General features: G+C 39.5%; 23 protein-coding genes. 2 read left to right on the forward strand and 21 right to left on the reverse strand.

Annotation, left to right across the window (positions count from 1 at the left end; genetic code table 11):
- Positions 1 to 91: 91 nt before the first annotated feature.
- From BCU84_RS06375 to BCU84_RS06405, 7 genes are all read right to left on the reverse strand, one after another.
- A complete protein-coding gene (locus tag BCU84_RS06375; protein ID WP_102527249.1) occupies positions 92 to 1,306 on the reverse strand; it encodes a pyridoxal phosphate-dependent aminotransferase in 1,215 nt (404 codons plus the stop codon).
- Between the two features lie 313 nt (positions 1,307 to 1,619).
- On the reverse strand, positions 1,620 to 2,180 hold the full coding sequence (efp, locus tag BCU84_RS06380; protein WP_102527250.1) for an elongation factor P: 561 nt from the start codon (positions 2,178 to 2,180) through the stop codon (positions 1,620 to 1,622).
- A 46-nt stretch (positions 2,181 to 2,226) separates the two neighbouring features.
- Entirely contained in the window at positions 2,227 to 3,474 is a 1,248-nt protein-coding gene (earP, locus tag BCU84_RS06385) for an elongation factor P maturation arginine rhamnosyltransferase EarP (protein WP_102527251.1), read from the reverse strand.
- Positions 3,475 to 3,745: 271 nt separating this feature from the next.
- Complete coding sequence (gene fldA, locus BCU84_RS06390) at positions 3,746 to 4,273, reverse strand: flavodoxin FldA (protein ID WP_102527252.1); 528 nt, start codon at positions 4,271 to 4,273, stop codon at positions 3,746 to 3,748.
- A gap of 49 nt (positions 4,274 to 4,322) precedes the next feature.
- Positions 4,323 to 4,595: a LexA regulated protein gene (gene ybfE / locus BCU84_RS06395; protein ID WP_055023987.1), complete on the reverse strand. Its 273-nt coding sequence runs from the start codon at positions 4,593 to 4,595 to the stop codon at positions 4,323 to 4,325.
- 8 nt (positions 4,596 to 4,603) lie between these two features.
- The gene (locus BCU84_RS06400; protein ID WP_102527253.1) at positions 4,604 to 4,825 is read right to left on the reverse strand and encodes a DUF2788 domain-containing protein; all 222 of its coding nucleotides are present in this window, start codon (positions 4,823 to 4,825) and stop codon (positions 4,604 to 4,606) included.
- A gap of 133 nt (positions 4,826 to 4,958) precedes the next feature.
- On the reverse strand, positions 4,959 to 5,723 hold the full coding sequence (locus BCU84_RS06405) for an alpha/beta fold hydrolase (protein ID WP_102527254.1): 765 nt from the start codon (positions 5,721 to 5,723) through the stop codon (positions 4,959 to 4,961).
- 334 nt (positions 5,724 to 6,057) lie between these two features.
- Between BCU84_RS06405 and seqA the strand changes: the two genes are divergently transcribed.
- Together seqA and pgm are read left to right on the forward strand one after the other, a co-directional pair.
- The gene (gene seqA, locus BCU84_RS06410; protein ID WP_102527255.1) at positions 6,058 to 6,681 is read left to right on the forward strand and encodes a replication initiation negative regulator SeqA; all 624 of its coding nucleotides are present in this window, start codon (positions 6,058 to 6,060) and stop codon (positions 6,679 to 6,681) included.
- 22 nt (positions 6,682 to 6,703) lie between these two features.
- Positions 6,704 to 8,344: a phosphoglucomutase (alpha-D-glucose-1,6-bisphosphate-dependent) gene (gene pgm, locus BCU84_RS06415; RefSeq protein WP_102527256.1), complete on the forward strand. Its 1,641-nt coding sequence runs from the start codon at positions 6,704 to 6,706 to the stop codon at positions 8,342 to 8,344.
- Between the two features lie 142 nt (positions 8,345 to 8,486).
- Here pgm and BCU84_RS06420 read toward each other — a convergent pair whose 3' ends face one another.
- The 14 genes from BCU84_RS06420 to hyaA form a co-directional block, all read right to left on the reverse strand.
- Entirely contained in the window at positions 8,487 to 9,668 is a 1,182-nt protein-coding gene (locus tag BCU84_RS06420) for a DUF1501 domain-containing protein (RefSeq protein WP_102527257.1), read from the reverse strand.
- A gap of 1 nt (position 9,669) precedes the next feature.
- Positions 9,670 to 11,175, reverse strand: coding sequence for a DUF1800 domain-containing protein (locus BCU84_RS06425; protein WP_102527258.1), 1,506 nt, complete (start codon positions 11,173 to 11,175; stop codon positions 9,670 to 9,672).
- Positions 11,176 to 11,510: 335 nt separating this feature from the next.
- A complete protein-coding gene (locus BCU84_RS20800; protein ID WP_198589538.1) occupies positions 11,511 to 11,675 on the reverse strand; it encodes a hypothetical protein in 165 nt (54 codons plus the stop codon).
- Between the two features lie 49 nt (positions 11,676 to 11,724).
- Complete coding sequence (gene hypA / locus BCU84_RS06430) at positions 11,725 to 12,069, reverse strand: hydrogenase maturation nickel metallochaperone HypA (protein ID WP_102527259.1); 345 nt, start codon at positions 12,067 to 12,069, stop codon at positions 11,725 to 11,727.
- The gene (gene hypE / locus BCU84_RS06435; protein ID WP_102527390.1) at positions 12,069 to 13,082 is read right to left on the reverse strand and encodes a hydrogenase expression/formation protein HypE; all 1,014 of its coding nucleotides are present in this window, start codon (positions 13,080 to 13,082) and stop codon (positions 12,069 to 12,071) included. Before hypE ends, hypA begins: the two co-directional genes overlap by 1 nt.
- Positions 13,075 to 14,196: a hydrogenase formation protein HypD gene (gene hypD / locus BCU84_RS06440; RefSeq protein ID WP_102527260.1), complete on the reverse strand. Its 1,122-nt coding sequence runs from the start codon at positions 14,194 to 14,196 to the stop codon at positions 13,075 to 13,077. Before hypD ends, hypE begins: the two co-directional genes overlap by 8 nt.
- Positions 14,196 to 14,438 (reverse strand): HypC/HybG/HupF family hydrogenase formation chaperone, encoded by a 243-nt coding sequence (hypC, locus tag BCU84_RS06445; protein ID WP_102527261.1) that lies wholly within the window; start codon positions 14,436 to 14,438, stop codon positions 14,196 to 14,198. Before hypC ends, hypD begins: the two co-directional genes overlap by 1 nt.
- 1 nt (position 14,439) lies before the next feature.
- Entirely contained in the window at positions 14,440 to 15,156 is a 717-nt protein-coding gene (gene hypB / locus BCU84_RS06450) for a hydrogenase nickel incorporation protein HypB (RefSeq protein ID WP_102527262.1), read from the reverse strand.
- 119 nt (positions 15,157 to 15,275) lie between these two features.
- Positions 15,276 to 17,750: a carbamoyltransferase HypF gene (hypF, locus tag BCU84_RS06455; RefSeq protein ID WP_102527263.1), complete on the reverse strand. Its 2,475-nt coding sequence runs from the start codon at positions 17,748 to 17,750 to the stop codon at positions 15,276 to 15,278.
- A gap of 9 nt (positions 17,751 to 17,759) precedes the next feature.
- Positions 17,760 to 19,766 (reverse strand): hypothetical protein, encoded by a 2,007-nt coding sequence (locus BCU84_RS06460; protein WP_102527264.1) that lies wholly within the window; start codon positions 19,764 to 19,766, stop codon positions 17,760 to 17,762.
- Positions 19,759 to 20,313, reverse strand: coding sequence for a HyaD/HybD family hydrogenase maturation endopeptidase (locus BCU84_RS06465; protein WP_102527265.1), 555 nt, complete (start codon positions 20,311 to 20,313; stop codon positions 19,759 to 19,761). The genes BCU84_RS06460 and BCU84_RS06465 overlap by 8 nt, the downstream gene beginning before the upstream one ends.
- Positions 20,314 to 20,316: 3 nt before the next feature.
- A complete protein-coding gene (gene cybH, locus BCU84_RS06470) occupies positions 20,317 to 20,982 on the reverse strand; it encodes a Ni/Fe-hydrogenase, b-type cytochrome subunit (RefSeq protein WP_102527266.1) in 666 nt (221 codons plus the stop codon).
- A 29-nt stretch (positions 20,983 to 21,011) separates the two neighbouring features.
- A complete protein-coding gene (gene hyaB, locus BCU84_RS06475; RefSeq protein WP_102527267.1) occupies positions 21,012 to 22,715 on the reverse strand; it encodes a nickel-dependent hydrogenase large subunit in 1,704 nt (567 codons plus the stop codon).
- Positions 22,716 to 22,718: 3 nt separating this feature from the next.
- On the reverse strand, positions 22,719 to 23,855 hold the full coding sequence (hyaA, locus tag BCU84_RS06480; protein WP_102527268.1) for a nickel-dependent hydrogenase small subunit: 1,137 nt from the start codon (positions 23,853 to 23,855) through the stop codon (positions 22,719 to 22,721).
- Positions 23,856 to 24,367: the final 512 nt, after the last annotated feature.

The raw sequence follows: 24,367 nt of genomic DNA on the forward strand, positions 1-24,367 counted from the left end.
AAAATTAAGCGCATATGACAACAAAAAGCCACTTAGAGAACTGAGTGGCTTTTGGTTTAATGGGTTGTACTACCAACTTAATCTCTGTGGTTTATTGGGAATAATCTGCTAAAAAGTTACCAAAGTCGGTGAGCGCTTTAGATAAGTCTTCTTTATGTGGTAAGAACACCACTCGAACATGATCTGGTTCTGGCCAGTTAAAAGCCGTTCCTTGTACTAATAAAATCTTTTGTGATTTCAATAGGTCGAGCACTAATCGTTCATCATCGCGCAAGTTAAATTTTTTCATGTCTAACTTAGGGAATGCGTACAAGGCGCCTTTTGGTTTTTTAACACTGATTCCAGGAATACTATTAAGTGCATCAAAACATACATCTCGTTGGGCTGTTAAGCGCCCATTTGGCAGTATTAACTCATTAATACTCTGATAACCGCCTAATGCAGTTTGAATGGCATGTTGATTGGGCACATTCGAGCATAAACGCATTGAGGCCAACATATCTAACCCTTCAATGTAATTAGCAGCAGACTTTAAATTTCCGCTTAGTACCATCCAGCCAACTCGGAAACCTGCGGCGCGATATGCTTTTGAAAGGCCGTTAAAAGTAACCGTCAAAATATCGTCTGAAAGCGACGCCGCATGGGTGTGTACTGCGTCATCGTATAAAATTTTGTCGTAAATTTCATCGGCAAATAAAATGATGTCATGTTGGCGACAAAGTTCGATCACATCTAATAACAACTCTTTACTGTATACCGCACCAGTGGGGTTATTTGGATTAATGATCACAATACCGCGAGTACGGGAGGTGATTTTACTTTTGATGTCTTCTAAGTCTGGGAACCAATCTGACTCTTCGTCACAGCGATAATGAACCGCTTTACCACCTGCAAGGTTTGCAGCAGCAGTCCACAAAGGATAATCAGGTGATGGTATTAATACTTCATCATCAGTGTTTAGTAAGCCCTGCAGTGCCATACAGATAAGCTCTGATGCGCCGTTACCAATATAGACATCCTCTATATCAATACCGTGGATGCCCTGAGCCTGATAATGCTGCACAATCGCTTTACGGGCTGAGAACAAGCCTTTAGATTCACAATATCCTTGCGCGCTCGGCAAGTTTAAAATCACATCGCGAACGATTTCTTCAGGGGCCTCAAATCCAAATGGGGCCGGATTACCAATGTTAAGCTTTAAGATTCGATGTCCTTCATCTTCAAGACGACGAGCTTCTTTATGTACAGGGCCACGGATGTCATAGCATACGCTATCGAGTTTATTGGATTTGATTATAGGGCGCATACTTGCCTCAACATTACTAATTACGACTTAAGTCTGCGAACAATAACGAATTTAACCTTTAGTTTAAAGGTTTTTTTATAAGGTTTTTTGCAATAATCAGCGTTTTATACTGTGGCGATGTTTTATTAACACTTGCGGTGAAGTTTAATTCTGTACGTTCGCAACTGGGTAGTTTATTAATCTTCGAAAGGGCTGTTGGGTAGATGTTGTCTCTTATGAACTCAAATTGGCTTTAACCAATTAAAAACAATAAAAAAAGCCAGCATGAGCTGGCTTTTTATACATATCGTAATCTAGATCTAAAAAGCGTGGATTAAACGCGCTTTTTGAATTCGTTTGTACGAGTATCAATTTCAATCATGTCGCCAATTTTTACGAATTCAGCAACAGTCACAGTACCGCCACCAGTAATAGTCGCAGGCTTCATTACTTTACCTGAAGTATCACCACGAGCAGCTGGTTCTGTGTAAGTCACTTCACGTACGATTGTAACTGGTAACTCAACAGAGATAGCTTTACCTTCGTAGAAAGTTACTGAACACTCTTCTTCCATACCGTCAACGATATAAGCAGCTGCATCACCTAAGTTATCAGCTTCAACATCATATTGATTGTACTCAGCATCCATGAATACGTACATTGGATCAGCGTAGTAAGAATAAGTACATGCTAAACGTTCTAGGATGATATCTTCCATCTTGTCATCACCTTTGAAGGTGGTTTCAGTGGTTGAATCTTGTAGAACATGCTTAAGCTTCATTTTAACGATTGCAGCGTTACGGCCAGAGCGAGTTGTTTCAGTTTTCTGAACAACCCATGGGCTGCCATCTAACATGATCACGTTACCAGGACGGAGTTCATGAGCAGTTTTCATTACTTTATTCCTATTTTTAGGTATTAATTTTTAATTGCGCAGTATCTTAGCTGGTTTTCACAAATTCAACCAGTCGTGAAGCGAGATCTGCATCCTTTTTAGCATCAACCGGCCAATCTTTAGCATGCTGCTGCAGTGGCAATTGTGCTGAAATGAGTTGCTGCCAATGTTCAACGACATTGGTATCTTGCTGATTAAAAGCAAAATTGGTTTTAGACCAAGTATTTGCGATATCATTTTCAAGTTTCAGGCTGTAGATATTAACAAAAGCCTGTAATTTTACTAGATGATAATCATCTTCTTGTGGGTATATGTGCCAAATAAATGGTTTTGCTGCCCATTGCGCCCTTAAAAATGAGTCTTCACCGCGAACGATATTAAAATCGCAGCTCCATAAAAGACGATCAAACTCAGTCTGATCAGTCATGGGCAATATATGTATGGTCAAATTACCCATAGAGAATCGCTGGGTTGCTTTTATAGTGTCGAACGACACACCTAATAAACTGATAATACTATGCAGACTCTTACCCATGGGAATTAAGGCATGTATCTTTTGGGTGTTAACTTCAGACTTAGCTGCATTAATCCAATACTGGCATAAAGCGGTTAGCGCGTCAGTTTCATAACTAAAAACGCTAATAACGTAATCATTTACATTAATACCGGTTAAACCAAGCCGCTTAAACAGGGCTAGTTTATTTTTATCATCCGATTGCCAGCTATCACGTTGGTTAAATAAATTTTCTTCACAGATTAATCCACCACTGTGATGACTAAATCCTGGGAAGTAGAAATATTTTTTAATGCCGCTTGCTTGCATTGAGGGCAGACCATGGCATCCATCAACCCAATCTTCAGCCGAAAGGTATTCAAGGTTTATCCATACAGGTGGTTCACTGACATTATTTGCTAAACTGCTATTTGGCTCAATTGTCTGATGCGCTTTATGTTGCGATTCAATTATGTCGATTACTGATGAGGGCAATTCACAGGCGAAAGCTTCTATTAATAGTGAACCAGGAATGTAAGGTATATCCAGAGGGGTGTTCCATTGTAAAATATTCACACCAAAAAAGCGCTGCTTTGAGAGTTTACAATCTAGCTCTGGTAAAATATGTGAGAAGCTTTGTAAGTCATCGACCCACAAGTTAATGTCAATTTGATATTCAGCTGCTAACTGTTTTGCTAGACGCCAAGTAACACCAATATCACCATAGTTATCAACCACAGCACAAAAGATATCCCAGTGTGTTGCTTGGTTTTGAGTAAATGAATCACTCAAGCTTGTCATATAGCGTTTCCTTTGTACTGAAGTTGTAGTTTGTAAACTTGCTGCCATTGGCTCTTTCTAGCAATTAGGTGTTATGGATTGTAAAAATTAATTCTAATATCGAATTTAAAAATTGACTTAAATAAGCAACTTAAATAAGCAACTTAAATAAGCAATTAGAATAACCGGCTTCTACAATTAAATTTAAAAACTAGATTCAAAAAAAGCGGCTAATGCCGCTTTTTTTATTCAAGCTATCGAACTGATATCCGATAACTGATGAGATATGTGGTTAGTCTTCTAACTCTGCTAAGCACATTTCTTCGTAAATTTGTTTAACCCAAGCGTCTACACGCTCTTCTGTTAATTCAGGTTGACGATCTTCATCGATACCTAAACCAATAAAATGCTTATCATCGACTAAGCCTTTAGAAGCTTCAAAATCATAACCTTCAGTTGGCCAGTTACCAATGATAATGCCACCACGTGCAGAAACGATGTCACCAACCATGCCCATAGCATCAAGGAAGTATTCAGCATAATCTTCTTGGTCACCACAACCGAAGATTGCGACTAACTTGTCAGTAAAGTCTACTTGCTCAAGTTCTGGGAAAAAGTCATCCCAATCACATTGTGCTTCACCGTAATACCAAGTTGGGATACCGAATAAAATTAAATCGAATTCAGCGATTTGTTCTTTAGTGCTCTTGGCGATGTCTTTCACATCAACCATTTGCTTACCCAGTTTCTTCTGGATCATTTTGGCTACAGCCTCGGTATTACCAGTGTCACTACCGAAAAAAAGACCTACAGTTGCCATTTGCTATCCTTTAAATATCTATTTCGCTTTGCGAATTATAAAATATGGTTCAGTTGTCGATTTGTTGTTGCAGGATTAATTCGATTAACTGGCTACGGCTGATGTTACTGGCCAATGCTTGTTCGTTCAAGGCGTCATACAAAACTTGTGACACCTTTAACTCTATTCGTTTTAATCCATTAGCGCGATCCCGTTGGATCTGATTACGCTTATTGATTTTTAACTGTTGTTCCCGACTTAAGGGATTGCTTCTTGGACGTCCACGACGTTTTTCAGAAGCAAACAAGTCAATCGTTGTTCTGTCTGTTGATTCTTTTGCCATCGTTTTGTTTAACCGATGCCTGAGCCTTCCCAGGTCATCTGAATAATACCTTTTGCTACAAACCCGGCACAGCCAAGGAATAATACTAACCAAACGATATATCGACCAAACTTAGGCACTTTGCCTTGTTTGAGTACATCGTGAATCGCCATGCCGATAAAGAAAAAAATTAAAGCAAAAAACAAGTTTAGACCGAGAGTCTCAATTTGATCCATGTATTGATTCAACATGTTTTTACCTTCAGTTTTACTTTAAGGCTAAAAGAGGGCGGGAATATACCACAATGATGATACGTGGGCTATATCTGCAGAGTTCATTTTTTTAAATTTACACAGATGCCGACCTAACTGAGCCTTATGCTAGTTAACTTTGGTGCTTATCAATAAATTCAACCACTAAACGATTAAATATTTGAGGTTTTTGTGCATGTAACCAATGGCCTGTGCCATTGATTGTTTTTGCGCTTACTTGTGGAAACTGTTTCATAATGGCGCTTGTATGTTCCGCCAATACATATTCAGAGTCACCACCCCGAATGAAAAAACATGGTTTTGGATATACAGCATCAGGCATGTCCCAACCAATAATATGTGGGTAATTTTCGATTAAACCTTCTAAGTTCATTTTCCATTCAAAACCATTATCGGTTTTCTGTAAATTTTTAAGTAAAAATTGTGCCGTACCAAGATCAATGTCTGCGTGAGTGAGGTGATCTAAAGCAAATTTTCGTGAAGTAACATTTGCTAACGGTAAACTTGTTAATCCGGCAAATACTTTTTGATGGCGTGGGCTGTATGCGACAGGGGCAATATCAGCAACGACCAAACTCGTGACCATTTCAGGGTGCAATAAAGCTAACGCCATGGCCACTTTACCCCCCATGGAATGACCGACAAAATGCGCCTCAGATAATTTTAATTGCTGTAAAAGCTCAACACATTCCTGAGCTAGGCTTGGATAATCCATAGAATGCCAATGCTTACTATTGCCATGATTGGGCAAATCAACACGAATGACTTGGTAGTTTTGTTCTAATGCACTGGCTAGGTTTTTGAGATTGTCTGAATTACCAAATAAGCCATGAATTAAAATTACTGCTTGGCCTTCGCCTGATGAAACAAAATGCATTGAATATTTATCCGTTGTCACTATCATTTAGGCGGTGATTTTGCCTGTAAATTAACTTAAATTTCAACACTTGATGTGATTTTTTCTTGAAACAAATGTTCATTAAACAATCCACCAGCAAATTGATTTAATGAAATTGACTAATTATGAACGATTTAGTGACTTTAGCTCTTTAACCTACAGCGACAGATGGGTAGACTGTAATAATTAATTTGATCGATCAAAATCGATCCTTTAGCCGCCATTATTCAGCATCTTATTAAAAGAAGTGCACAAAAAAGATTAACAGCATTAGGCGGCATTCGTTTTTTAAGACCAAAGGAAGCAGACTAATATGAAATATATTGAGATAGACGAAGAACTCTATCGTTATATTGCAAGCAAAACGGAACGTATCGGTGAAAGCGCATCAGATATATTACGCCGATTGTTAGACCTTTCTGTTGAAACATCAGAACCTGCAGAGCCTCTTGCTATTAGTCACCCTAGTTTAGAATCTACCAATGACGCCATTGAAATAAAGCCGGTTACAAACAATCAAGTTGCTAACGTTCAAGTTAAAGAAGAAAAAGTTCCAGTTGCTGAAGCTGAAAATCTCATAGACACTAGTGAAAATGTTGATGTCGATTTTAAAGATGTTGTGCATGAACATATGCTTGCTCAACAAAAAGGTGCAGTAGGGCGATTTATGTTCTTGTTGGAATCATTGTCTGCATTAACACCTAAGACATTTGAACAAATCTTAAAAATCCAAGGACGCGGGCGTCTTTATTTTGCCCGTTCTAAGGCTGAGTTATTATCAGCAAGCCAATCAGCTAATCCAAAAGAAATTGGCGAGAGCGGTTACTGGGTGACAACCAATAATAACACCGCTAAAAAGCGCACTATTTTATCAGAAGTGTTATTGCAATTAGGTTGTAATGAAGAACTGGCACAATCGATTTCAGAAAGAATTTAAAATCTAAATAGGGAGAACATGGGTGGCGATTCACAATAGAGCAGGAAAGGTGGCGTTACAAACGGATTTGATCAATTTACCCAAATTGATGAGTTATTATTATCGTATCACCCCCAACGTTGAAGATGTGCAACAGAAAGTCACTTTCGGTACATCTGGACATCGCGGCAGTGCATTAAAGTCGAGTTTTAACCAAAACCACATTTGGGCAATCACTCAAGCCGTAGTTGATTACCGTCAACAAGCTGGCATAAAAGGGCCTATGGTTGTTGGTTTTGATACTCATGCATTGTCTTACGCAGCTTATATGTCAGTACTTGAAGTATTGACAGCTAATCAAGTCGCTGTGAAAGTTCAAAAAGACGATGGATTCACCCCTACACCCGTTGTATCTCAAGCCATTATTGCAGCTAATGCAAATGGTGGGGAATTAACTGATGGGTTAATTATTACCCCTTCACATAATCCGCCACAAGATGGCGGTATTAAATACAATCCTCCCCATGGCGGTCCAGCGGAAGCTGATATCACCAAACAAATTGAAGCAAAAGCGAATCAATATTTAGCTAAACAGCTATCTGGTGTGCAGAAAGTTAATTATGGCGTTGCGCTCGATTCAGGTTGGATTGATGAGGTTGATTTCATCGCGCCTTACGTCAATGCGTTATCTAGTGTGATTGATTTAGAAGCCATTGCTAAAGCTAAAATACGTATTGGTGTTGACCCATTAGGTGGTTCAGGTATTTATTACTGGGAACATGTTGCTAAGCAACATGGTTTAGATATTACCTTAGTTAATGAAAAAGTTGATCCGTCATTTGGTTTCATGACATTGGATAAAGATGGCAAAATCCGCATGGATTGTTCATCCCCTTATGCGATGGCGGGTTTGTTAGCTCATAGTGAAAGTTATGATGTTTGTGTGGGTAACGATCCAGATTACGACCGTCACGGAATCGTGTGTCCTGGTTTTGGATTAATGAACCCTAATCATTACTTAGCTGTAGCAATTGATTATTTGCTGACATATCGCCAAGGTTGGTCTGCAGATTTAGCCATTGGTAAAACATTAGTATCAAGTGCGATTATTGACAGAATTTGTCAGTCTCATAATCGTCAATGTTTAGAAGTGCCAGTTGGTTTTAAATGGTTTGTGGACGGCTTGGCAAATAGCACAATTGCATTTGGTGGTGAAGAAAGTGCAGGCGCTGCATTTTTAAATAAAGACGGTAGCACTTGGTGTACCGATAAAGATGGCTTTATTTTAGCCTTACTTGCCGCTGAAATTTTGGCCGTAACCGGTAAAACACCCGCGCAGCGTTATGTTGAACTTACTGAACAGTTTGGTGAAAGCTTTTACACTCGCATCGATAGCCCGATCAGCTTGAAGAAAAAAGCCAAGTTTGAAAAGCTATCTTCCGACAGTTTTACTGACAAAGAGCTTGCAGGTGAAACTATTACTGCTATTTTGTCACATGCGCCAGGTAACAACGCGGCAATTGGCGGTATTAAAGTGACGACTGAAAATGGTTGGTTTGCAGCGCGTCCATCTGGCACCGAAGCGCTATTTAAAATATATGCAGAGAGCTTCATAAGTGAAGATCACCTTGCTGAAATAATCAGTCAAGCACAAGTTATGATTGATGCAGCGCTTAAAGCTTAGAGTTAACATCATTAAAGCCACTTCATAAAGATTTGGCTTTGAAGTGAATGGTAAAAATGCCTGACTATTTAATATGATAGTCAGGCTTTTTAGTATTTTGCTCTTGGTATGTAAGTAGGGATTGAAAACTTATCGCATATTTTTACATCATTATTTGATTACTATATGGCTTATGTAAGGGAAGGACTTTTGCGATGGCGTCATCGCTTAACTGCCAATGTTGCTTCAATATACTGGCTATCCAACTAAAACTATTAGTTGTTGGCTGTAAATCACGTTGTTTAAATAGTTGCTCAGTTTGAAGACCCGGCCAATCACCTAATACTTTACCGCCTTTTACCTGGCCACCAGCAATGAACATTGCACTGCCTGTACCGTGATCGGTTCCTTGAGTGCCATTTTCTTTTACGGTGCGACCGAACTCTGTCGCTACAATCACAACAGTGTCATCCCATTGAGAACCCAAAGAGGACTTTAAGGCTGCTAAGCCACTGTCTAATTCAGTTAACTGTTTCAATAAACGCTTATGCTGATTGTTGTGAGTATCAAAGCCACCCATTTCCAACATGGCACAATCAATGTCATCACTCTTTACTAAGAAATTACCACATGCTTTTGCTAACTCGATAAATTTGCGACTGGTTTTTTTACTATCATCAATCATGGCAGTGTCTTGAAGTGCTAACCCATCGGTTAAATTCTGCAGTAAACTTTTATCATCTTGATATAAGTTATTTAATTGACGATAAATATCGTCATCTGCAGCTTTGATATTTGCTGGGTACCAGGTGTTAACAGCGTTGCTTCCACGTAAGCTAATTGGCGTACTATTGGCAATCGCAATCGCTGATGAAGTTTGTTTACTATATTTACTCGTACTTATAGCAGAATTAGAAAGACCACTTAAAGATCTCGCTAACCATCCAGAATCTAAGTTATTTAAATTACCGCCGCTTTCGAGGTAATCTTGACCATCAAAATGTGAGCGACTTTCATAACCTGATGATACAGCGACAATAGGCAGTAATTGCTTGTCTAAGTACCATTTATGTAAATGAGTTAAAGCGGGATTAAGCCCAAACTGGTTATCTAATGCTAAGGCACTTTTCATCACGCTCTTAGCTAGAGTAGGCCGTAACGTGAGTAAGTTGTCGTCTTTTATCGGAACTACAGTGTGCAATGGGTCTAAAGCGCCTCTAAGCATGACCCAAACTAGATTCTTTTTATTGGTTTTGATATCGGTTGCTAGTGCTGATGTCGATACTCCACTACTTAACATCACTAAACTGGCACCGAGTCCTTTGATAAATTCGCGACGTTCCATGTTATCTCCTTAAAAATTCAGGACTCAATAGCAGTAATGCAAGTGCTTGATCGCGACTTTCAGCTCGGGTAATGGTCTTATAAGATGACTCTGTCATGGTTTGACCAAAAGTATTTACAATCAAATCTGCTGCCATTTGTTTACGTTGTCTCTCCGCTAATCTCACCGACCAGTTAATTTTGGTCATCAGCGCATTGGCTCCATTCCAATCTTTCTCATCGTCACTAAAGCCTGCTGGAGAATTAGCTTTAAAAGGCTGCTGACCTAACTCCGTGAGTAACTGAATCATTTTTCGACCTTTAGGCACAGAAATATCAAATGCTCGATAAGCTGAGATAACAAACTCTGTGGGTGTTTTAAACTTCTGCCGTATAGGTTGCCATGCCTCTGTTGAGCTAATCATGGTGATCATCACTTGCTTGATATTCCCGTTAGTGCGAATCCAGGTTTTCACTAATTGATTTTGTAATGACGCGGAAGGTTTATCTGCAATAAAGTGTTTGGCTAACTTATAACAAAGATGTTTTGCAGTTTGAGGATGCCTTGCTATATCTACCAGCATGGTTTGCCCTTGTTCAATACCGGATTGAGGGTACTGTTTGCCAAGTAACTTTCTTGTTCCTGATTCATGGCCATTTGAGCGAAACAAAAAACCGGTTTGTTTGTCTCGTTTTGGGTTAGCAATACTCCAACCACTAATGCCTTTTGCTAGTTCAATCACATCAGTTTGTGAATAGCCGCTATTTACCCCTAAGGAATGTAATTCAAGGATTTCACGGGCGAGATTTTCATTTAAACCTTTGCCTCTTCTACCTAATTTTGAATTAGCGCCAAAAGACTTTTCATTGTTTAAATATTTAATCATTGCAGGATGGGCTGTAACAGCAAGCAACATATCTTCAAACGAGCCTAATAGATTAGGCGCGATAGCCTCACGTTCTAGCGTCGGTGCTAGTCCTGTCATGAAAGGCCCTTGAGCTGTAACGCTGAAGTGATTAGAAAAGAATTGTAATAGCCGCCAACTCAGGGAGTTCGGTGAGTCAATTGCGCTCTGTAAACTACTGGTGGTTAATTCAATAAAAGCTTTTCTAAATGGCGGTTTGTTTTTCGGCTTTAGAGGAGCAGCCTTGACATTGTCTGTCGCATCTGAGTTAGCCATACTTGTATCAATAGACATACTGTTAGCAGTTTCTGTGGGTATATTTATACCTACAGTGCTCGTTTCAACCGCTTTTCTATCTCGTTGTTTCTGTTTTTGATAGTCTGCTAAAAGCTGCATTATTGAATCAGAACTATATTGAGTGGGTAAAAACTTAGGTATGACTAATTGATTAATCAAAAAGGCTTGCGGATCTTTTTCCGCATGGGTTAATTCGTTAGGTTTTGCGCCGAGACCAAAACGATTTACTGCAATCACGGCATTATTTTTTGAAATGGCATTTTTAGTTGAAATGAAGTCTGCAGCTTCACTTACAGTAAATGGATCATCTAGCAATTCTTCTGGCATCACGCTTCCTTGAATATGTCTTAATTAGCTTCGATTAAACTGTATGAACTTCATGATTAAACATAACCCATTATTTTATTAATTAGTAAAAAGTGACATAGCTTTACATTGCTTTGCATAAATGGACATGACTCTGATTGTTTTATGTTCAAAGTTGGAATAAAAACAGCGATAGGAGATTAATACGATTCGACATAAGCGTTTGCAGTTTGTGTGTATCTCAATTTTACAATGTAATAAACACAAGTTTGCTTCAAAGATGGGGCAAAAAAATAACCTACTTTAAAACGAGAGAGCCCTGTATCTAGAGCTCTTCGAGAGATATCTATCGTTATTTATTTAGTTTTTTGATAAATAACAAATGCGACGATTGCAACCAGTGTAATTGCTGGTGCTAGTTCATATAAATGATGAAATAAGCCCATACCACCATGACCTTCATGGGCAAAAACAGCCGTCGGTGCAGTCGCGAATAATAGAGCAATTAATTTAGTGTTCATTATTAATTTCCTTTTGTAAGAATTGATTCTAAGTACCTATTTTGTTTTATTACGTATTCATCTCTAATTGCATCAACATCATTTCTTCACCTTCAACAACTTGAGTGTTATGACTCATACATAAAGGGCAGATAACATTTCGTTGTTCAAGCGTTGTTTCTTTATCACATTGCCTACATTTAATTATTAAGGGCTGTAGCTTGATGTTAAGCAATGCAGACTTACAAATTGTTTCCAGTTTAAAAGTATCAAATGCACGCTGAAGTAAATCTGGCTCAACACCACTAAGAACGCCCACTTTAATATCAACCCTCACAATACTGGTGGCCTGGTTATCTTTGGCTAACTGCTCAATTTGTTCCATTAGTGACATGACGATGGAGTATTCATGCATTAGCAAATCCTTGGCAATAATTCACCTTGAGGAATGTCTAAGTATCGACTGCTTCCCCATGGGGTATTTAAAATGACTTTGCCATTGTGCGCGTCTGTGACATAACCAATAATACTGGCCTGATCGCAATGACAATACTGGGTCATGACTTCTAATGCTTTATCTGCTGCGGCTCGTGGCAATGCCATGATGAACGTCCCCTCATTGGCTAAATCATAGGGTTCAAAACCATATAGCTCGCATAAACCTTGCACTTCGGTCGAAACAGGAATCAATTTTTCATCGACACTAATGCCAACATTAGATGCCATTGCCCATTCATTTAATACTGCAGATAAGCCACCACGGGTTGCATCTCTCATTGCATGAATGTCAATATTTGCTGTGATAAGTTGCTCAACAATAGGCCACAGACTTGCACAATCACTGGTTAAATCTGATTCTAAAGACAAACTGTCACGGGCCATGAGTATTGCAGCACCGTGGCGTCCAATATCCCTTGAAACAATGATCACATCATCATTTTGAAGATTGTTGACTGATATGCCTTGTTTGATAATTTTGCCGACACCAGAGGTATTGATGAATATGCCATCGGCGCAGCCTTTAGGGACGACTTTGGTGTCACCGCAAACAATATGAGCCCCACTTTGCTGCATTTCTTCAGCCATGCTGGTCACAATGGTTTGCAGATCCTTTATGGCAAAACCTTCTTCAATAATAAAACTACAACTTAAATATTCTGGCAGTGCGCCCATCATGGCAAGATCATTCACTGTTCCAGCTATAGCTAGTTTTCCAATATTGCCACCAGCAAAAAATAAAGGGTCGACAGTAAAAGAATCAGTAGTAAAAGCCGTTGCGCCTGATAGTTGTAACTGAGCTGAGTCTTCTTGAGATGTTAGAATTGGATTCGCAAACGCAGTAAAGAACATATCGTTAATCAATGCATTCATTTCTTTGCCACCCCCGCCATGACTAAGTTGTATTTGTTCGAACTTTTTATTAAGCATGAGATACCCCAGCATATCGATAATAAGCATTACAAGCGCCTTCAGAGCTCACCATACAGCTACCTAATGGAGTTTCAGGAGTACAACCACGCCCAAATACTTTGCAATCAGGTGGGTTAGCTATGCCCCGTAAAATATCACCACATTGACATGCTTTATGATCGTTGATTTCTTCTGTAGGCAGCACTGTTGAATAAATAATTTCAGCATCGCGATGGGAAAACTCATCTTTAAGACGTAAAGCCGAATTGGGAATGGGGCCTAGTCCTCGCCACCTAAAACTGTCTCGTAGGGTCAAATATTTGTTGATTAACTGTTGAGCTGCAAGATTGCCGTCTTCAGTCACTGCTCGGCTATATTGAATATCCAGCTCAGCAATTTGGGCATGTTTTTGTTTAACGATACGTAAAATTGATTCCATAACATCAACTGGTTCAAACCCTGATACAACAAGCGGTGTTTGATATTGCTTTACTGCAGGTCGATATACTTTAGCGCCACTAATGACACTGACATGAGCAGGTCCGATAAAAGCATTAACCTTACACTCTGTATCAGCCATGACAGTGTCAATGGCGGGTGGAACAAGCACATGGTTGATGTGAAACAAAAGGTTTTCAATGTTTTGTTTCTCTGCTTGATCAATTAATACTGCAGTCATAGGGGTAGATGTTTCAAAACCAATAGCAAAGAAAATGACTTTTTTATACGGATTCTCTTTGGCTATCGTGATCGCATCTAAGGGATCATAAAGCGGTCTAATATCTGCGCCTTTAGCCCGAAATTTAGCCAGGTTCCCCTTAGACCCTGGTACTCTAATCATGTCACCTAATGTCAGTAAAATCGTATTGGGTAACTGGGCAAGGGCAGCGGCGTGGTCTATTCGCTCTTTTGGCATAATACAAACAGGACAACCAGGGCCGTGAATAAATTTGATGTTTGCAGGTAGTAGTTGGTTCAAACCATATTTCATTATCGTATGAGTATGCCCCCCACAAACTTCCATGATATTAATATCCGTTTCGATTTTACTTGCGATTTTTTTTATCGCTTGCGACAAAGCTCTTATAGTTTCAGGGTTTCTGAACTGCTGGTATAAATCAGAGAGTATCATTAGGCTTGCTCCTCAAGGGCTAGCTTTTCAACTATCTCTTTATAGAGAGCTAAACTTAAGTTGGCTTCTGTTTCATCAATTTTATTCATCACGAAACCAATATGGATAAGAACAAAATCTCCAATTGCTAATGGTTCCGTCATTAAATGAGCACTGACACGTCGCTTAACACCTAATGTATTAACGGTTACGCTTGCATCATCATGTAATTCAGTCACTTGTGAAGGAACAGATAAGCACATATTACAATTCCTCTTGATGTTTAAGGATCCACTGAGCCACAGCCGTAATCGACTGTGGATCTTTTACTGAAACAGGCATTAAAGTGACATTAGGGTTTAATTTTTCGAGTTGTTTACGACACTCAACTAAGGAAAAGTTAAAGTGTTCTGCTAAATCCATTTTAGTAATCAGGACTAGATCTGCGCGGCGGAACATGACGGGGTATTTTTCAATTTTGTCATCACCTTCAGGTACAGATAATAAGACGATGTTGTGGTGGGTACCTACATCATAACTGGCGGGACAAACCAAATTACCGACATTTTCTACAAAACAAACATCGATAGGCTTTAGATCGATATGGTGTAATGCTTGATGCACCATGAAAGCGTCTAAATGACATGCCGAACCCGTTTGAACTTGGTATGCCTCAATTCCTTTAGCTATTAATCTGTCAGCGTCCCTTGAGGTTTCAAGATCGCCTTCGATTACCGCATATTTTTTAGGTAAGTATTCATGTAAGTGCTCAAGTAGGGTTGTTTTACCGCTCCCTGGACTACTCATGAGATTGAAAGCTGTCACTTTATTCGCTTCAAAGTGCTGTCGATTATGTTGCGCTTCGTGATCGTTCTTATCTAAGATTTTATGAATAACAGATAATGTTTTGGTGTCATTAAGCTGTGGATTCGTATGAAGGTTTGAGTGATCCGTTAATGAACATCCGCAATCTTGGCACATACTTTAACTCCTTTAAAAACCCTATTAACCATTGTCGTACTGGTTATTGTTTATTCAATATTAACTCGTCATTCATTTGATACTTTGATTAACATCAGTAAATCTAAACTCTTTAATTTCTAATGCCGGGTTTGTGATTTGTTCAGTTGTTGGTAGGCATACCAAATTTGTCCTAATGAAATGCCTGCATCATTTATGGGAACCAATTTGCTTGGTAACACCTTATCTAGTGAATAATTAAAATGACGATTTAGATGTTGTAAGGTCATCTCATATAACAATTTATTTTGAAAAACACCGCCACATAAAATCAGCTTATAACTCGGGTATAGCTTTGCCATGTAGCAAACAACTTGGCTTAAACTTTCGATAAACTCTAAACACAGTTGGTTAGTCACGTCTGGCAGGTCGTTGCTATTTTTTGTGTTTATTAAACGTGTGATTAACTGATAGATAAGTTGTGAAGGTTCAAAAATTTGAATACTTTTTGTTTTTGTTTTTGTTTTTGTTTTTGTTTTGGTGAGGGGAGTTACATCATTAATAAGATCCTCATTTGAGATTATCGACAACTTACCTGAGGTCGATGGGGCACTGATTAGATTGTTAGCGTCATTATATTGTTCTGTTTCAATAGCCATATTTGCGTGAGTGCTTATCAGCATTCCAGCTTGTGCTTCAAAATCATTTTCAATTATAAGGTTCAGGGCAACTGCAACAGCATCGAAAATACGTCCTACCGAGCGGCACTCAATACAAGCGCTGTTATTAAGCCACATGTTGTGAAGATTATTGACTGTTGATTTATCCATTTGCTGTATGGCATTAATCGGCAATGTCATGATTTCATCAACAGACATGGTGTCGAATAACAAGGCTAACAGAATACGTACTGGTTGCTTTATCGCTTGCTCACCACCTATCAGTTTAAATGTTCTAAAGTGCGCTTTAATTTCAAAATTATGCGCATCAGCAAGCATACATTCGCTGCCCCATAATTGGTTGTCATCTCCAAGCCCTGTGCCATCAAAGCTAAATGCTAAGACTTGTTTATCATAATTGTTGGCAGCGAGAACACTCAATACGTGAGCATAGTGATGCTGAACATTGGCAAGCGGGAGTTTTTGTTCATTGGCCTGTGACTTAGCCCATTGTGACGATGTATATTCTGGGTGCTTATCAGCGATGATTTGTTCTGGTGTAAATTGATAAAGGCGGCGAAAAGTATTGATTGTTTGCTCGAAATATTGATTAGTTTCTAGATTATGTAAGTCACCAATATGTGGACTTACAAATGCATTTTCGTTAAACGCAAAACACTGGGTATTTTTCTGTTGAGCGCCAACAGCTAATAGGTGATGCTGTAATTTATTGCTTAAAGGGATGCTAAGTGGTGCATAACCTCTTGCGAGTCGAATGACTTGGATCTTATCGTCAATGACTTGCACCACACTGTCATCGCAGGCATTAACTATTGGCCTGTTATGATCAACAATTCCGTCTACCACCTCGCCAAGCTTTTGTTTGATTTCATTACCATCGGTAATGATAGGTAAGCCAGAAATATTAGCACTGGTTGCAACTAACGGTTTTCTAAAGGCTTCAACTAATAGATGGTGCAGTGGTGTATATGGCAGAAATATACCTAAAGTATCAATATCAGGCGCAAGCGAAGGACTTAGGTTAATCTCCATATCACTTCGCTTTTTCATCAGTGTAATAGGGTTTTCTGCTGAACTAAGGATTTGCCATTCTTTAGGTGTACCTTCAACCATTTGACGAGCATTAGGTAAATCGGTTGCCATAACCGCTAAGGGTTTAGCTTTACGATGTTTGCGCTGACGTAGACGTTTTACTGCAATATCATTAGTGGCATCACAAATGATATGAAACCCACCTAATCCTTTTATGGCAATAACTTTTCCATTATTGAGTTCACTAACAATTTTGCTGATTATTTGTTGGTTCGTAAGAGCACTAAAACTGTTTGAATTAGCTGTACAGTCGATATAGTTCAGTTGTGGCCCACATTTGGGGCAACTGACCGGCTGGGCGTGATATCGTCGGTTTAAAGGATCGTTATAGGCATACGCGCATTCATCACACATCACGAAGTTTGCCATTGATGTATTGATGCGATCGTAAGGCAGATTGTTAATGATGCTATAACGAGGTCCGCAATTGGTGCAATTGGTAAATGGATATTGATAGTGACGGTTTTTGGGATCGCGCATTTCCAGTAAACAGTCACCACAAACACTTTTGTCGGCAGAAATAGACACGACAGCATCATCACTACTTGTACTTGTTTCAATAACAAAGTGTTGCAGTGAGCTATCTATAGCTTCTTCTTTAATTAACAACTTGTCGATACGTGCGAGAGGTGGGGGATTGACTTTTAATTGATGTACGACCTTATTGATATCAGTATTTAAACCTTGTAAATGAATACACACACCTTGTTGGTTATTTAACACTGAACCCACTAAATTAGATTGAGTTGCAAGCCGGTAGACAAAAGGTCTAAACCCAACCCCTTGTACGATGCCGTTTATATTTAACCTGACTTGTTGGCGATAACCACTATGTATTGTCATCAATGGCTCCTATCGACGTCGTTTAGCAAGGTACAAACCACCAACAGCAATATTGGCACCTTCTAAATCAAGTTGACGATTCACAACTAAAGGATAGTTTTTGCCAAGTCGGATACACAATCTGTTTGCCATGACTTCATAACTAAAGTCGTTTCCGGCTAACACTACCGCATCTATGCCTTGCTCTTGTTCTAAATGATCTATCCAGTTGCTCAAATAGTCGGTTAACGAATCAAAAAAACCAAAGGCTAAAATTGCAGGGTTGGCACCCGCTAATTTAAAGCTCATTAAACTTGCGAGTGTTTTACGCCAATTAATAGAACGTTTATGTAGGGCATTGTTATCTTCACTATTAATCGCACACAGCGGAAAATCGACTCTAGGAGCATTATTTCCATGATAACTTTGAGCCAATGCGTGGAATATGTCTGCTAACTCTTGGGCATTACAAACAGGGGCATTAGCAACAGGGGCGTTAGAAAATGGTGAACTAGGACCATTCTTTCTAACTTCTTCATCAGGTAATACTATTAACGCTGCGTATGCCATAAAGCTTTGTAAGCTATCTGCTTGAGTCCCTGAAGTTAACGTAAAATCAGCTAGTAACTTGAATACTTCAGGGTAGGCAAGACAATATTTGTTAAATATAGTGTTCTTATCAGAGGCGACTAACTCTTCAATTAATTGCTGACCACTTTGTGGCAGTGTAGGCATTTGTAAAAATGAACTAATTTCGCCTTGCTGATTTTGAGTAATCACAGAGCTTGATTGACTATTTGATAAATAAATACAAGCGAGCTTTTTAAGACTAGATGAAGCCTCTAATGAACTATTAATGCTAGTAACACAACCCGTATTTAATAAACCAGCATGTAAAGCACAAGTTGCTGCGTCTATACCTTGTAATGGTTTATGTTGAATCAGACTGCTAGCTAATGTTTCATTTGATTCAGTAACGATACATTTCAACGTATTTTTTTGCCACGATACATTATATGTAAGATTGCCTTGAAGATATCGATTGTCATCGTGCTTTGGCATGGGGGCTTTAAAGTTTAAGTTAGTTGTCGTTTGGTTTTGAACCCACACATTATTGACCCAAGACACGCTAAGGTTATTTTGTGGCTTTTTGATATATAACCAATCAATTTTTTGTCTTTTTAATAGTGCTGCAACACGAATGAGTAACCGGCTGTCAGCGAAAGTCACATTGTAATAGCTTTCATTTAAATCTTGATTTAGTTCAGTCCGATCGATGTTTGATTTTTTATTAGGGGCAAGCTTTAAAAAAGGTTTCTCGAAGCTAGATAAAGCAAGAGACTGGTGCTGTTTAATGATAAATGAAGATGAAATAACAGCTGGGTGGGTAATCAACACTTGCTGTAAGGAACTTAGTTCTAAGAGGTTAGGATGTAATTCTGTGGTTTGATTAGTAATGATGGGATTCAAACTCAAACTAAGTGAGTTTTCTTGCTGGTCAATCCAAACTTCTTCACCTTGCAGTATCCTATTGACTAGGTTTGATATATCTTGATGATTGAAACCAATTTCATACTGTTTAAGGTTGCGCTCACCTAAACAGTGGGGGCAGGGAACGGCTATTTCTATTTCTTTATTTAAACCTTTATATAAGTCTTTATCTAAGCTGTTATCTAAGTTCGAAATCAATGGCTCACATTCACTACAATAACCTTGATGGACTGCTTGGTGTTGTAAACACGTTTTAGTGCCTTTTCTTACGTCGATAGCAATGACTTCGGCGCTTTTAAGCCAAATTGAATATAAAAATTTAGCCGCTATTTCATCAGCTAATTGGGCTAATTCAGACTGTGAAGCTTCTACTTCAATAAAGTAAGTATGTATCGGTGTGAATTGGGCATGTTGAGCGATTTGGCCATTATTAATATTATGGCCAACAGTAAAATCAAAACGGTTATCCGCGAGGTATGAATTACAGAGATCTGCATATAAAGGAATATCGCGATGGCAAAAAAAGTTAAAACTGATTTTAGGCATATGCTAGTGTTCCGCGTTTATATGAATCAGGAATAAGTGCGTTAATATCTACTTCAGCTTTTTGCTGATAAGTAAACCCTTGTTCAGTAAGGTGCTTAAGTAATACTTTTTCCATAGTGGGGACCGCTGCTTGGATAGAAGGTGTCAGCCCCAACGTCATCGGTTCTATCACTGTTGGTGTAACCCCCACAACATGGGTATCAGGTCTATCGCCAACCATTTCCATCATGATAAGGGTTTGCAGCATCTCAACTTCATGAGCGCTGCCTTGCCAATCGATTTCCGGTGGCGCTTGATCAAAGTTAAAATAATATACTTCACCGGGATTAACTCCTGGACTGTTGACAGTATCAACAACAATTAAGTTATCGTAGCGACATAGAATAGGGATTAACCCTTGTGCGAGTGTGCCACCATCGAGTAAATCAATGCTGTCTGTTGGGTGGTAAAACTGATATTTCTCTTGGATATAATTAACGAAATGTACGCCGATACCTTCATCAGCGTACAGTACGTTTCCTATCCCGATGAGTAGAGTAGTAGACAAGGCTTAGTGATCCTTATGGTAATCATAACCAGAGACAATTGAGTCAACAGAGTTATGTTTAAAGCGAATACCTGACCAAACAGCCATGTAAACATGGATAACCATGAATACAATAAATGCCCATGTGATAATGTGGTGCCAAATTCTAACTTGTGCCAGTCCTCCCATAAGGGCAGTAAACCAAGCTGAAATCTCCCATATAAATCCACCGAATCCTTCATGGTACACATTAGCGTAAAGCACTAAACCCGTTATACACATGAATAATGCTGCCAATGAAATACCTACATAAGTGACGAATTGTAGTGGACCATATACACCAGCTTTATTAAGGTGACCCATCCAAATGTAAGATTTAATTTGGGTTATCCAGCTGTTAATACTTAATACATCTTTAACTGAACGTCTTTCAATGGAACTCCTTCCAAAGAAAAACAAATAAAAACGCACTATGGTGACGCTGGTTAATGCAAAGCCAAAAATAACATGGGCAAAACGTATCCATCCTTGCACTAATACATCGGATGATTCTGGTGCCACTAAAAATGGCCAAGAAATGTAAAATCCAGTAGCTATGAGTACTACAATCGATAATGCCCTAATCCAATGAAATATTCGGATGGCAGGTGAGAAAATTAATTCTCTATGATGGGTAGCAACCTGAGTCATAATCAATTCCTCTTTGGTTTGCGAAACGATTAAAGACCATTAGGGTCAATACGGAACTCACCCAAACTTGTGCCTTTGTAGTTCATGACATGAACTGCACATGCCATACAAGGATCAAAAGAGTGAATTATACGAATGACTTCAAGTGGTTTACTCGGATCTTCAAGCTCTAAGCCTATTAACGAAGCTTCATACGGACCAACTTTACCGTTGGCGTCTACCGGCCCAGCATTCCAGGTAGTAGGGACAATCGCTTGGTAGTTTTCAATTTTACCGTCTTTGATCCTTAACCAATGACTGAGCATGCCTCGCGGCGCTTCAATCATCGCGTGGCCAACGTACTCTTTCGTTGAATCAATCTCAGGCGTAACGTAAGTACTTTCATCTGACTGCATGTTGATAAGCATCGCATCAAATGTCTTTAACCCTTCTTCAGCGACAATAACAGTTTGTAGCATCCGAGCAGCTGTTCGACCAAGCGTGGTAAATAAGGCTCCAATGGGTAAGCCTGTTGCCTCAAGTAATCCGTTTACTGCACTAACGACGACTTGGTTTCCACGAGCATAACTCACCAATAATGATGCCAGAGGACCAACTTCAACGGGTTCGTCTTTGTATCGAGGTGATTTAACCCAGCTATATTTTCCATCGCCATCTACTGTAGGTAATTTTCCGTAGACAGTATCTCGTTCGACGAAACCGGTGTAATCGGGTACGGTCGTTCCGTCATAGGGATGTTGTGGGCCATCAGCTTCATACCATGCGTGCGTAACATCTTCTTTGATTGAATCTGGGTCAATGTCTGTCACACCAGCAAGATCGCCAGCCATAATCACGCCTTGATCAAACATGTATTGACCGTCAGCCAGCACAAAGTCATTGGTTGCCATGAAGTTGTTTACATTAACGCCCCCTAGCACACTTGGCTCATTACCAAAGGCAGCTGCAGCCATCACAATATCGGCTTTATATGCGCGAATAATAAAATCTTGCACTATGGCATGTTTTTGCTTCCATTCTTGCAAACGAGCAGGGCTTAACATGTCTCGAACAGAAGTGACGCCACCTACAACTAGCGATTGTGGGTGAGGGGATTTGCCACCGAAAATGGCTAACATCTCTGCAGCGACGCGTTGAACTTCTAACGCTTTTAAATAATGTGATAAAGCGATTAAGTTTTGCTCTGGGGTAAATCGATAGGTTCTATTACCCCAATAGGCATTGGCAAATGGCCCTAACTTACCTGTATCCACGAGACCTTTAACGCGCTCCTGTGCAGCGCGTAAATCACCTTCACCGGCAGCGATAGGATTTGTAGTGTATTTACCTGCCTCTTGCGCTGCTAATGCAGGATCCGCGCTCAATGCTGAAACCACATCAACCCAATCTAAACCATGTAAATGATAAAAATGAACAATGTGGTCATGCATATACAAAGAGGTTTGCATCAGTGAGCGCAAGTATTTTGCATTTAAAGGAATTTTCACACCTAATGCATTTTCTACTGCTTCTGTTCCACAGCGATAATGAGAATAAGTACAGACACCACATATACGTTGAACAATAAGGCCCACATCCATCGGAGTACGACCTTTTAAAATAACTTCAATGCCACGCCATAAAGTAGAAGAAGACCAAGCCTTTTTAATAACATTATTTTCATCAACTTCGACTTCTACACGTAGGTGACCTTCGATTCGAGTAATAGGATCGATTACAACACGTTTGTTCATGAGTTATTCCTCTAAAGGCTTAGCAAATAGGCTTGCGACAGCATGTGCACCTATACCAACAACGGTTGCGCCTAGTATTACAGCGCCAATGGTGTCAGCTGTTGCATCAACCCCATGCAATAACTGTCTCCCTAATGGTTTCTCGAAATCGGCCATGTCATCCCAGAAATTAGGTTCTGAGCATCCAATACAGCCGTGCCCCGCTAATACAGGCCAGCTTGTATGATGATTAAAACGTTCAGTAGGGCAGTTGTTGTATGTGTACGGTCCTTTACAGCCCACTTTATATAAGCAGTAGCCATCTTTTGCGCCTTGATCGCCAAATGTTTCAACGAATTCGCCTGCATCAAAACGTCCACGTCTTTCACAGTTATCGTGTACGCGTGCGCCATAAGCCCATTTAGGTCGATTGAACATGTCAAGCGCAGGTAGTTTTCCAAACATAATGAAATACATCAAAGTGCCAACAATATTTTTTTCACTTGGCGGGCAGCCACCTAGATTAATAACAGGTTTATCAATAACGTCTTGAACACCTTTGGAACCCGTAGGGTTTGGCGCTGCCGCTTGAACACCACCGAACGCTGCGCAAGTTCCCACCGAAATAATCGCCGCAGCACCTTCAGCTGCCTCTTTGACAATCTGCATTCCAGTGTGGCCTTTACAGCCAACAGTTAGAAATGCACCGTTATTTGCTGTTGGAATGGCGCCTTCAACTGCCAATAAATAGTTGCCTTTGTAGGCTTCCATGGCATGTTCAAGGTTTTCTTCAGCTTGCCAGCCAGAAGCTGCCATTAATGTTTCGTGATATTCCAATGAAATATGATCGAAGATTAAGCTGTCGAGGTTGGGCGTATCAGTGCGGATTAGCGACTCAGAGCAGCCTGTACATTCGGCCATATGTAACCAAATGAGTGGAACTCTGTCAGCCAGCTCTGCGGCTTCAGCTACTAAGTTGGTAAAAGGAAGGGGAAGTGCAAGTAATGCGGTTACTGAAGCACTCCATGTTATGAATTCGCGTCTTGTTATGCCGTTTTCTTTTAGTTTTTCATCTAACGTTACGGTTTGTCGAGGCGCTGTTTCACGTAGTTCTGCTAAACGGCTTTTACACCGATGATATAAAGCTGAATGTGTATCCATGTTATAACCTATTCCGTTTGGGAGGAACAAACTGCCTGATCCCAATATAACGGGATGGATAGATTAAATATTGACCTGAATCAAAGTTGAAACAGTTGATTGAACTTTTTATGAAACAATCGTTGTTGATTTGTTTTTAATCAATTAATGCTAATTAAGGACAGTTTCAACTGAGCATAATTTTTGATAAAAGTTTGATGTTGAGCAGTTATTACGAAGGGTTATTTCATTTTTTGCAATTTGGATTCCGAAAAATGGAAATGCGGATGTTACATAATGAAAAGTGAATTAAGAAAAATGCAAACGGAAATGACGTTACAATTTGCTGTTGGGAACAATCTGTATGACTCCATAACGACTTGAGGTTTACATATACTGCAGGCTTGACATGATGTTTTTTATCACAAAAAACGCTCAACAAATTTTGTTGAGCTATTACTCTTTCTAGATTGACCAATTTCTAGATTAACCCATTTTTAGATTAGCGCATTTTTGGATTGATAGTGTTCAAC

It is taken from the genome of Shewanella sp. 10N.286.51.B7, from assembly GCF_002873615.1.
In the GTDB taxonomy this organism is placed as follows: Bacteria; Pseudomonadota; Gammaproteobacteria; order Enterobacterales; family Shewanellaceae; genus Shewanella; species Shewanella electrodiphila.

Bases quoted from the DNA above. Each gene is read 5' to 3' on its own strand.
- BCU84_RS06375 (WP_102527249.1), bottom strand. From the start codon at position 1,306: ATGCGCCCTATAATCAAATCCAATAAACTCGATAGCGTATGCTATGAC.
- efp (WP_102527250.1), bottom strand. From the start codon at position 2,180: ATGAAAACTGCTCATGAACTCCGTCCTGGTAACGTGATCATGTTAGAT.
- earP (WP_102527251.1), bottom strand. From the start codon at position 3,474: ATGACAAGCTTGAGTGATTCATTTACTCAAAACCAAGCAACACACTGG.
- fldA (WP_102527252.1), bottom strand. From the start codon at position 4,273: ATGGCAACTGTAGGTCTTTTTTTCGGTAGTGACACTGGTAATACCGAG.
- ybfE (WP_055023987.1), bottom strand. From the start codon at position 4,595: ATGGCAAAAGAATCAACAGACAGAACAACGATTGACTTGTTTGCTTCT.
- BCU84_RS06400 (WP_102527253.1), bottom strand. From the start codon at position 4,825: ATGTTGAATCAATACATGGATCAAATTGAGACTCTCGGTCTAAACTTG.
- BCU84_RS06405 (WP_102527254.1), bottom strand. From the start codon at position 5,723: ATGCATTTTGTTTCATCAGGCGAAGGCCAAGCAGTAATTTTAATTCAT.
- seqA (WP_102527255.1), top strand. From the start codon at position 6,058: ATGAAATATATTGAGATAGACGAAGAACTCTATCGTTATATTGCAAGC.
- BCU84_RS06420 (WP_102527257.1), bottom strand. From the start codon at position 9,668: ATGGAACGTCGCGAATTTATCAAAGGACTCGGTGCCAGTTTAGTGATG.
- BCU84_RS06425 (WP_102527258.1), bottom strand. From the start codon at position 11,175: ATGCCAGAAGAATTGCTAGATGATCCATTTACTGTAAGTGAAGCTGCA.
- BCU84_RS20800 (WP_198589538.1), bottom strand. From the start codon at position 11,675: ATGAACACTAAATTAATTGCTCTATTATTCGCGACTGCACCGACGGCT.
- hypA (WP_102527259.1), bottom strand. From the start codon at position 12,069: ATGCATGAATACTCCATCGTCATGTCACTAATGGAACAAATTGAGCAG.
- hypE (WP_102527390.1), bottom strand. From the start codon at position 13,082: ATGCTTAATAAAAAGTTCGAACAAATACAACTTAGTCATGGCGGGGGT.
- hypD (WP_102527260.1), bottom strand. From the start codon at position 14,196: ATGATACTCTCTGATTTATACCAGCAGTTCAGAAACCCTGAAACTATA.
- hypC (WP_102527261.1), bottom strand. From the start codon at position 14,438: ATGTGCTTATCTGTTCCTTCACAAGTGACTGAATTACATGATGATGCA.
- hypB (WP_102527262.1), bottom strand. From the start codon at position 15,156: ATGTGCCAAGATTGCGGATGTTCATTAACGGATCACTCAAACCTTCAT.
- hypF (WP_102527263.1), bottom strand. From the start codon at position 17,750: ATGACAATACATAGTGGTTATCGCCAACAAGTCAGGTTAAATATAAAC.
- BCU84_RS06460 (WP_102527264.1), bottom strand. From the start codon at position 19,766: ATGCCTAAAATCAGTTTTAACTTTTTTTGCCATCGCGATATTCCTTTA.
- cybH (WP_102527266.1), bottom strand. From the start codon at position 20,982: ATGACTCAGGTTGCTACCCATCATAGAGAATTAATTTTCTCACCTGCC.
- hyaB (WP_102527267.1), bottom strand. From the start codon at position 22,715: ATGAACAAACGTGTTGTAATCGATCCTATTACTCGAATCGAAGGTCAC.
- hyaA (WP_102527268.1), bottom strand. From the start codon at position 23,855: ATGGATACACATTCAGCTTTATATCATCGGTGTAAAAGCCGTTTAGCA.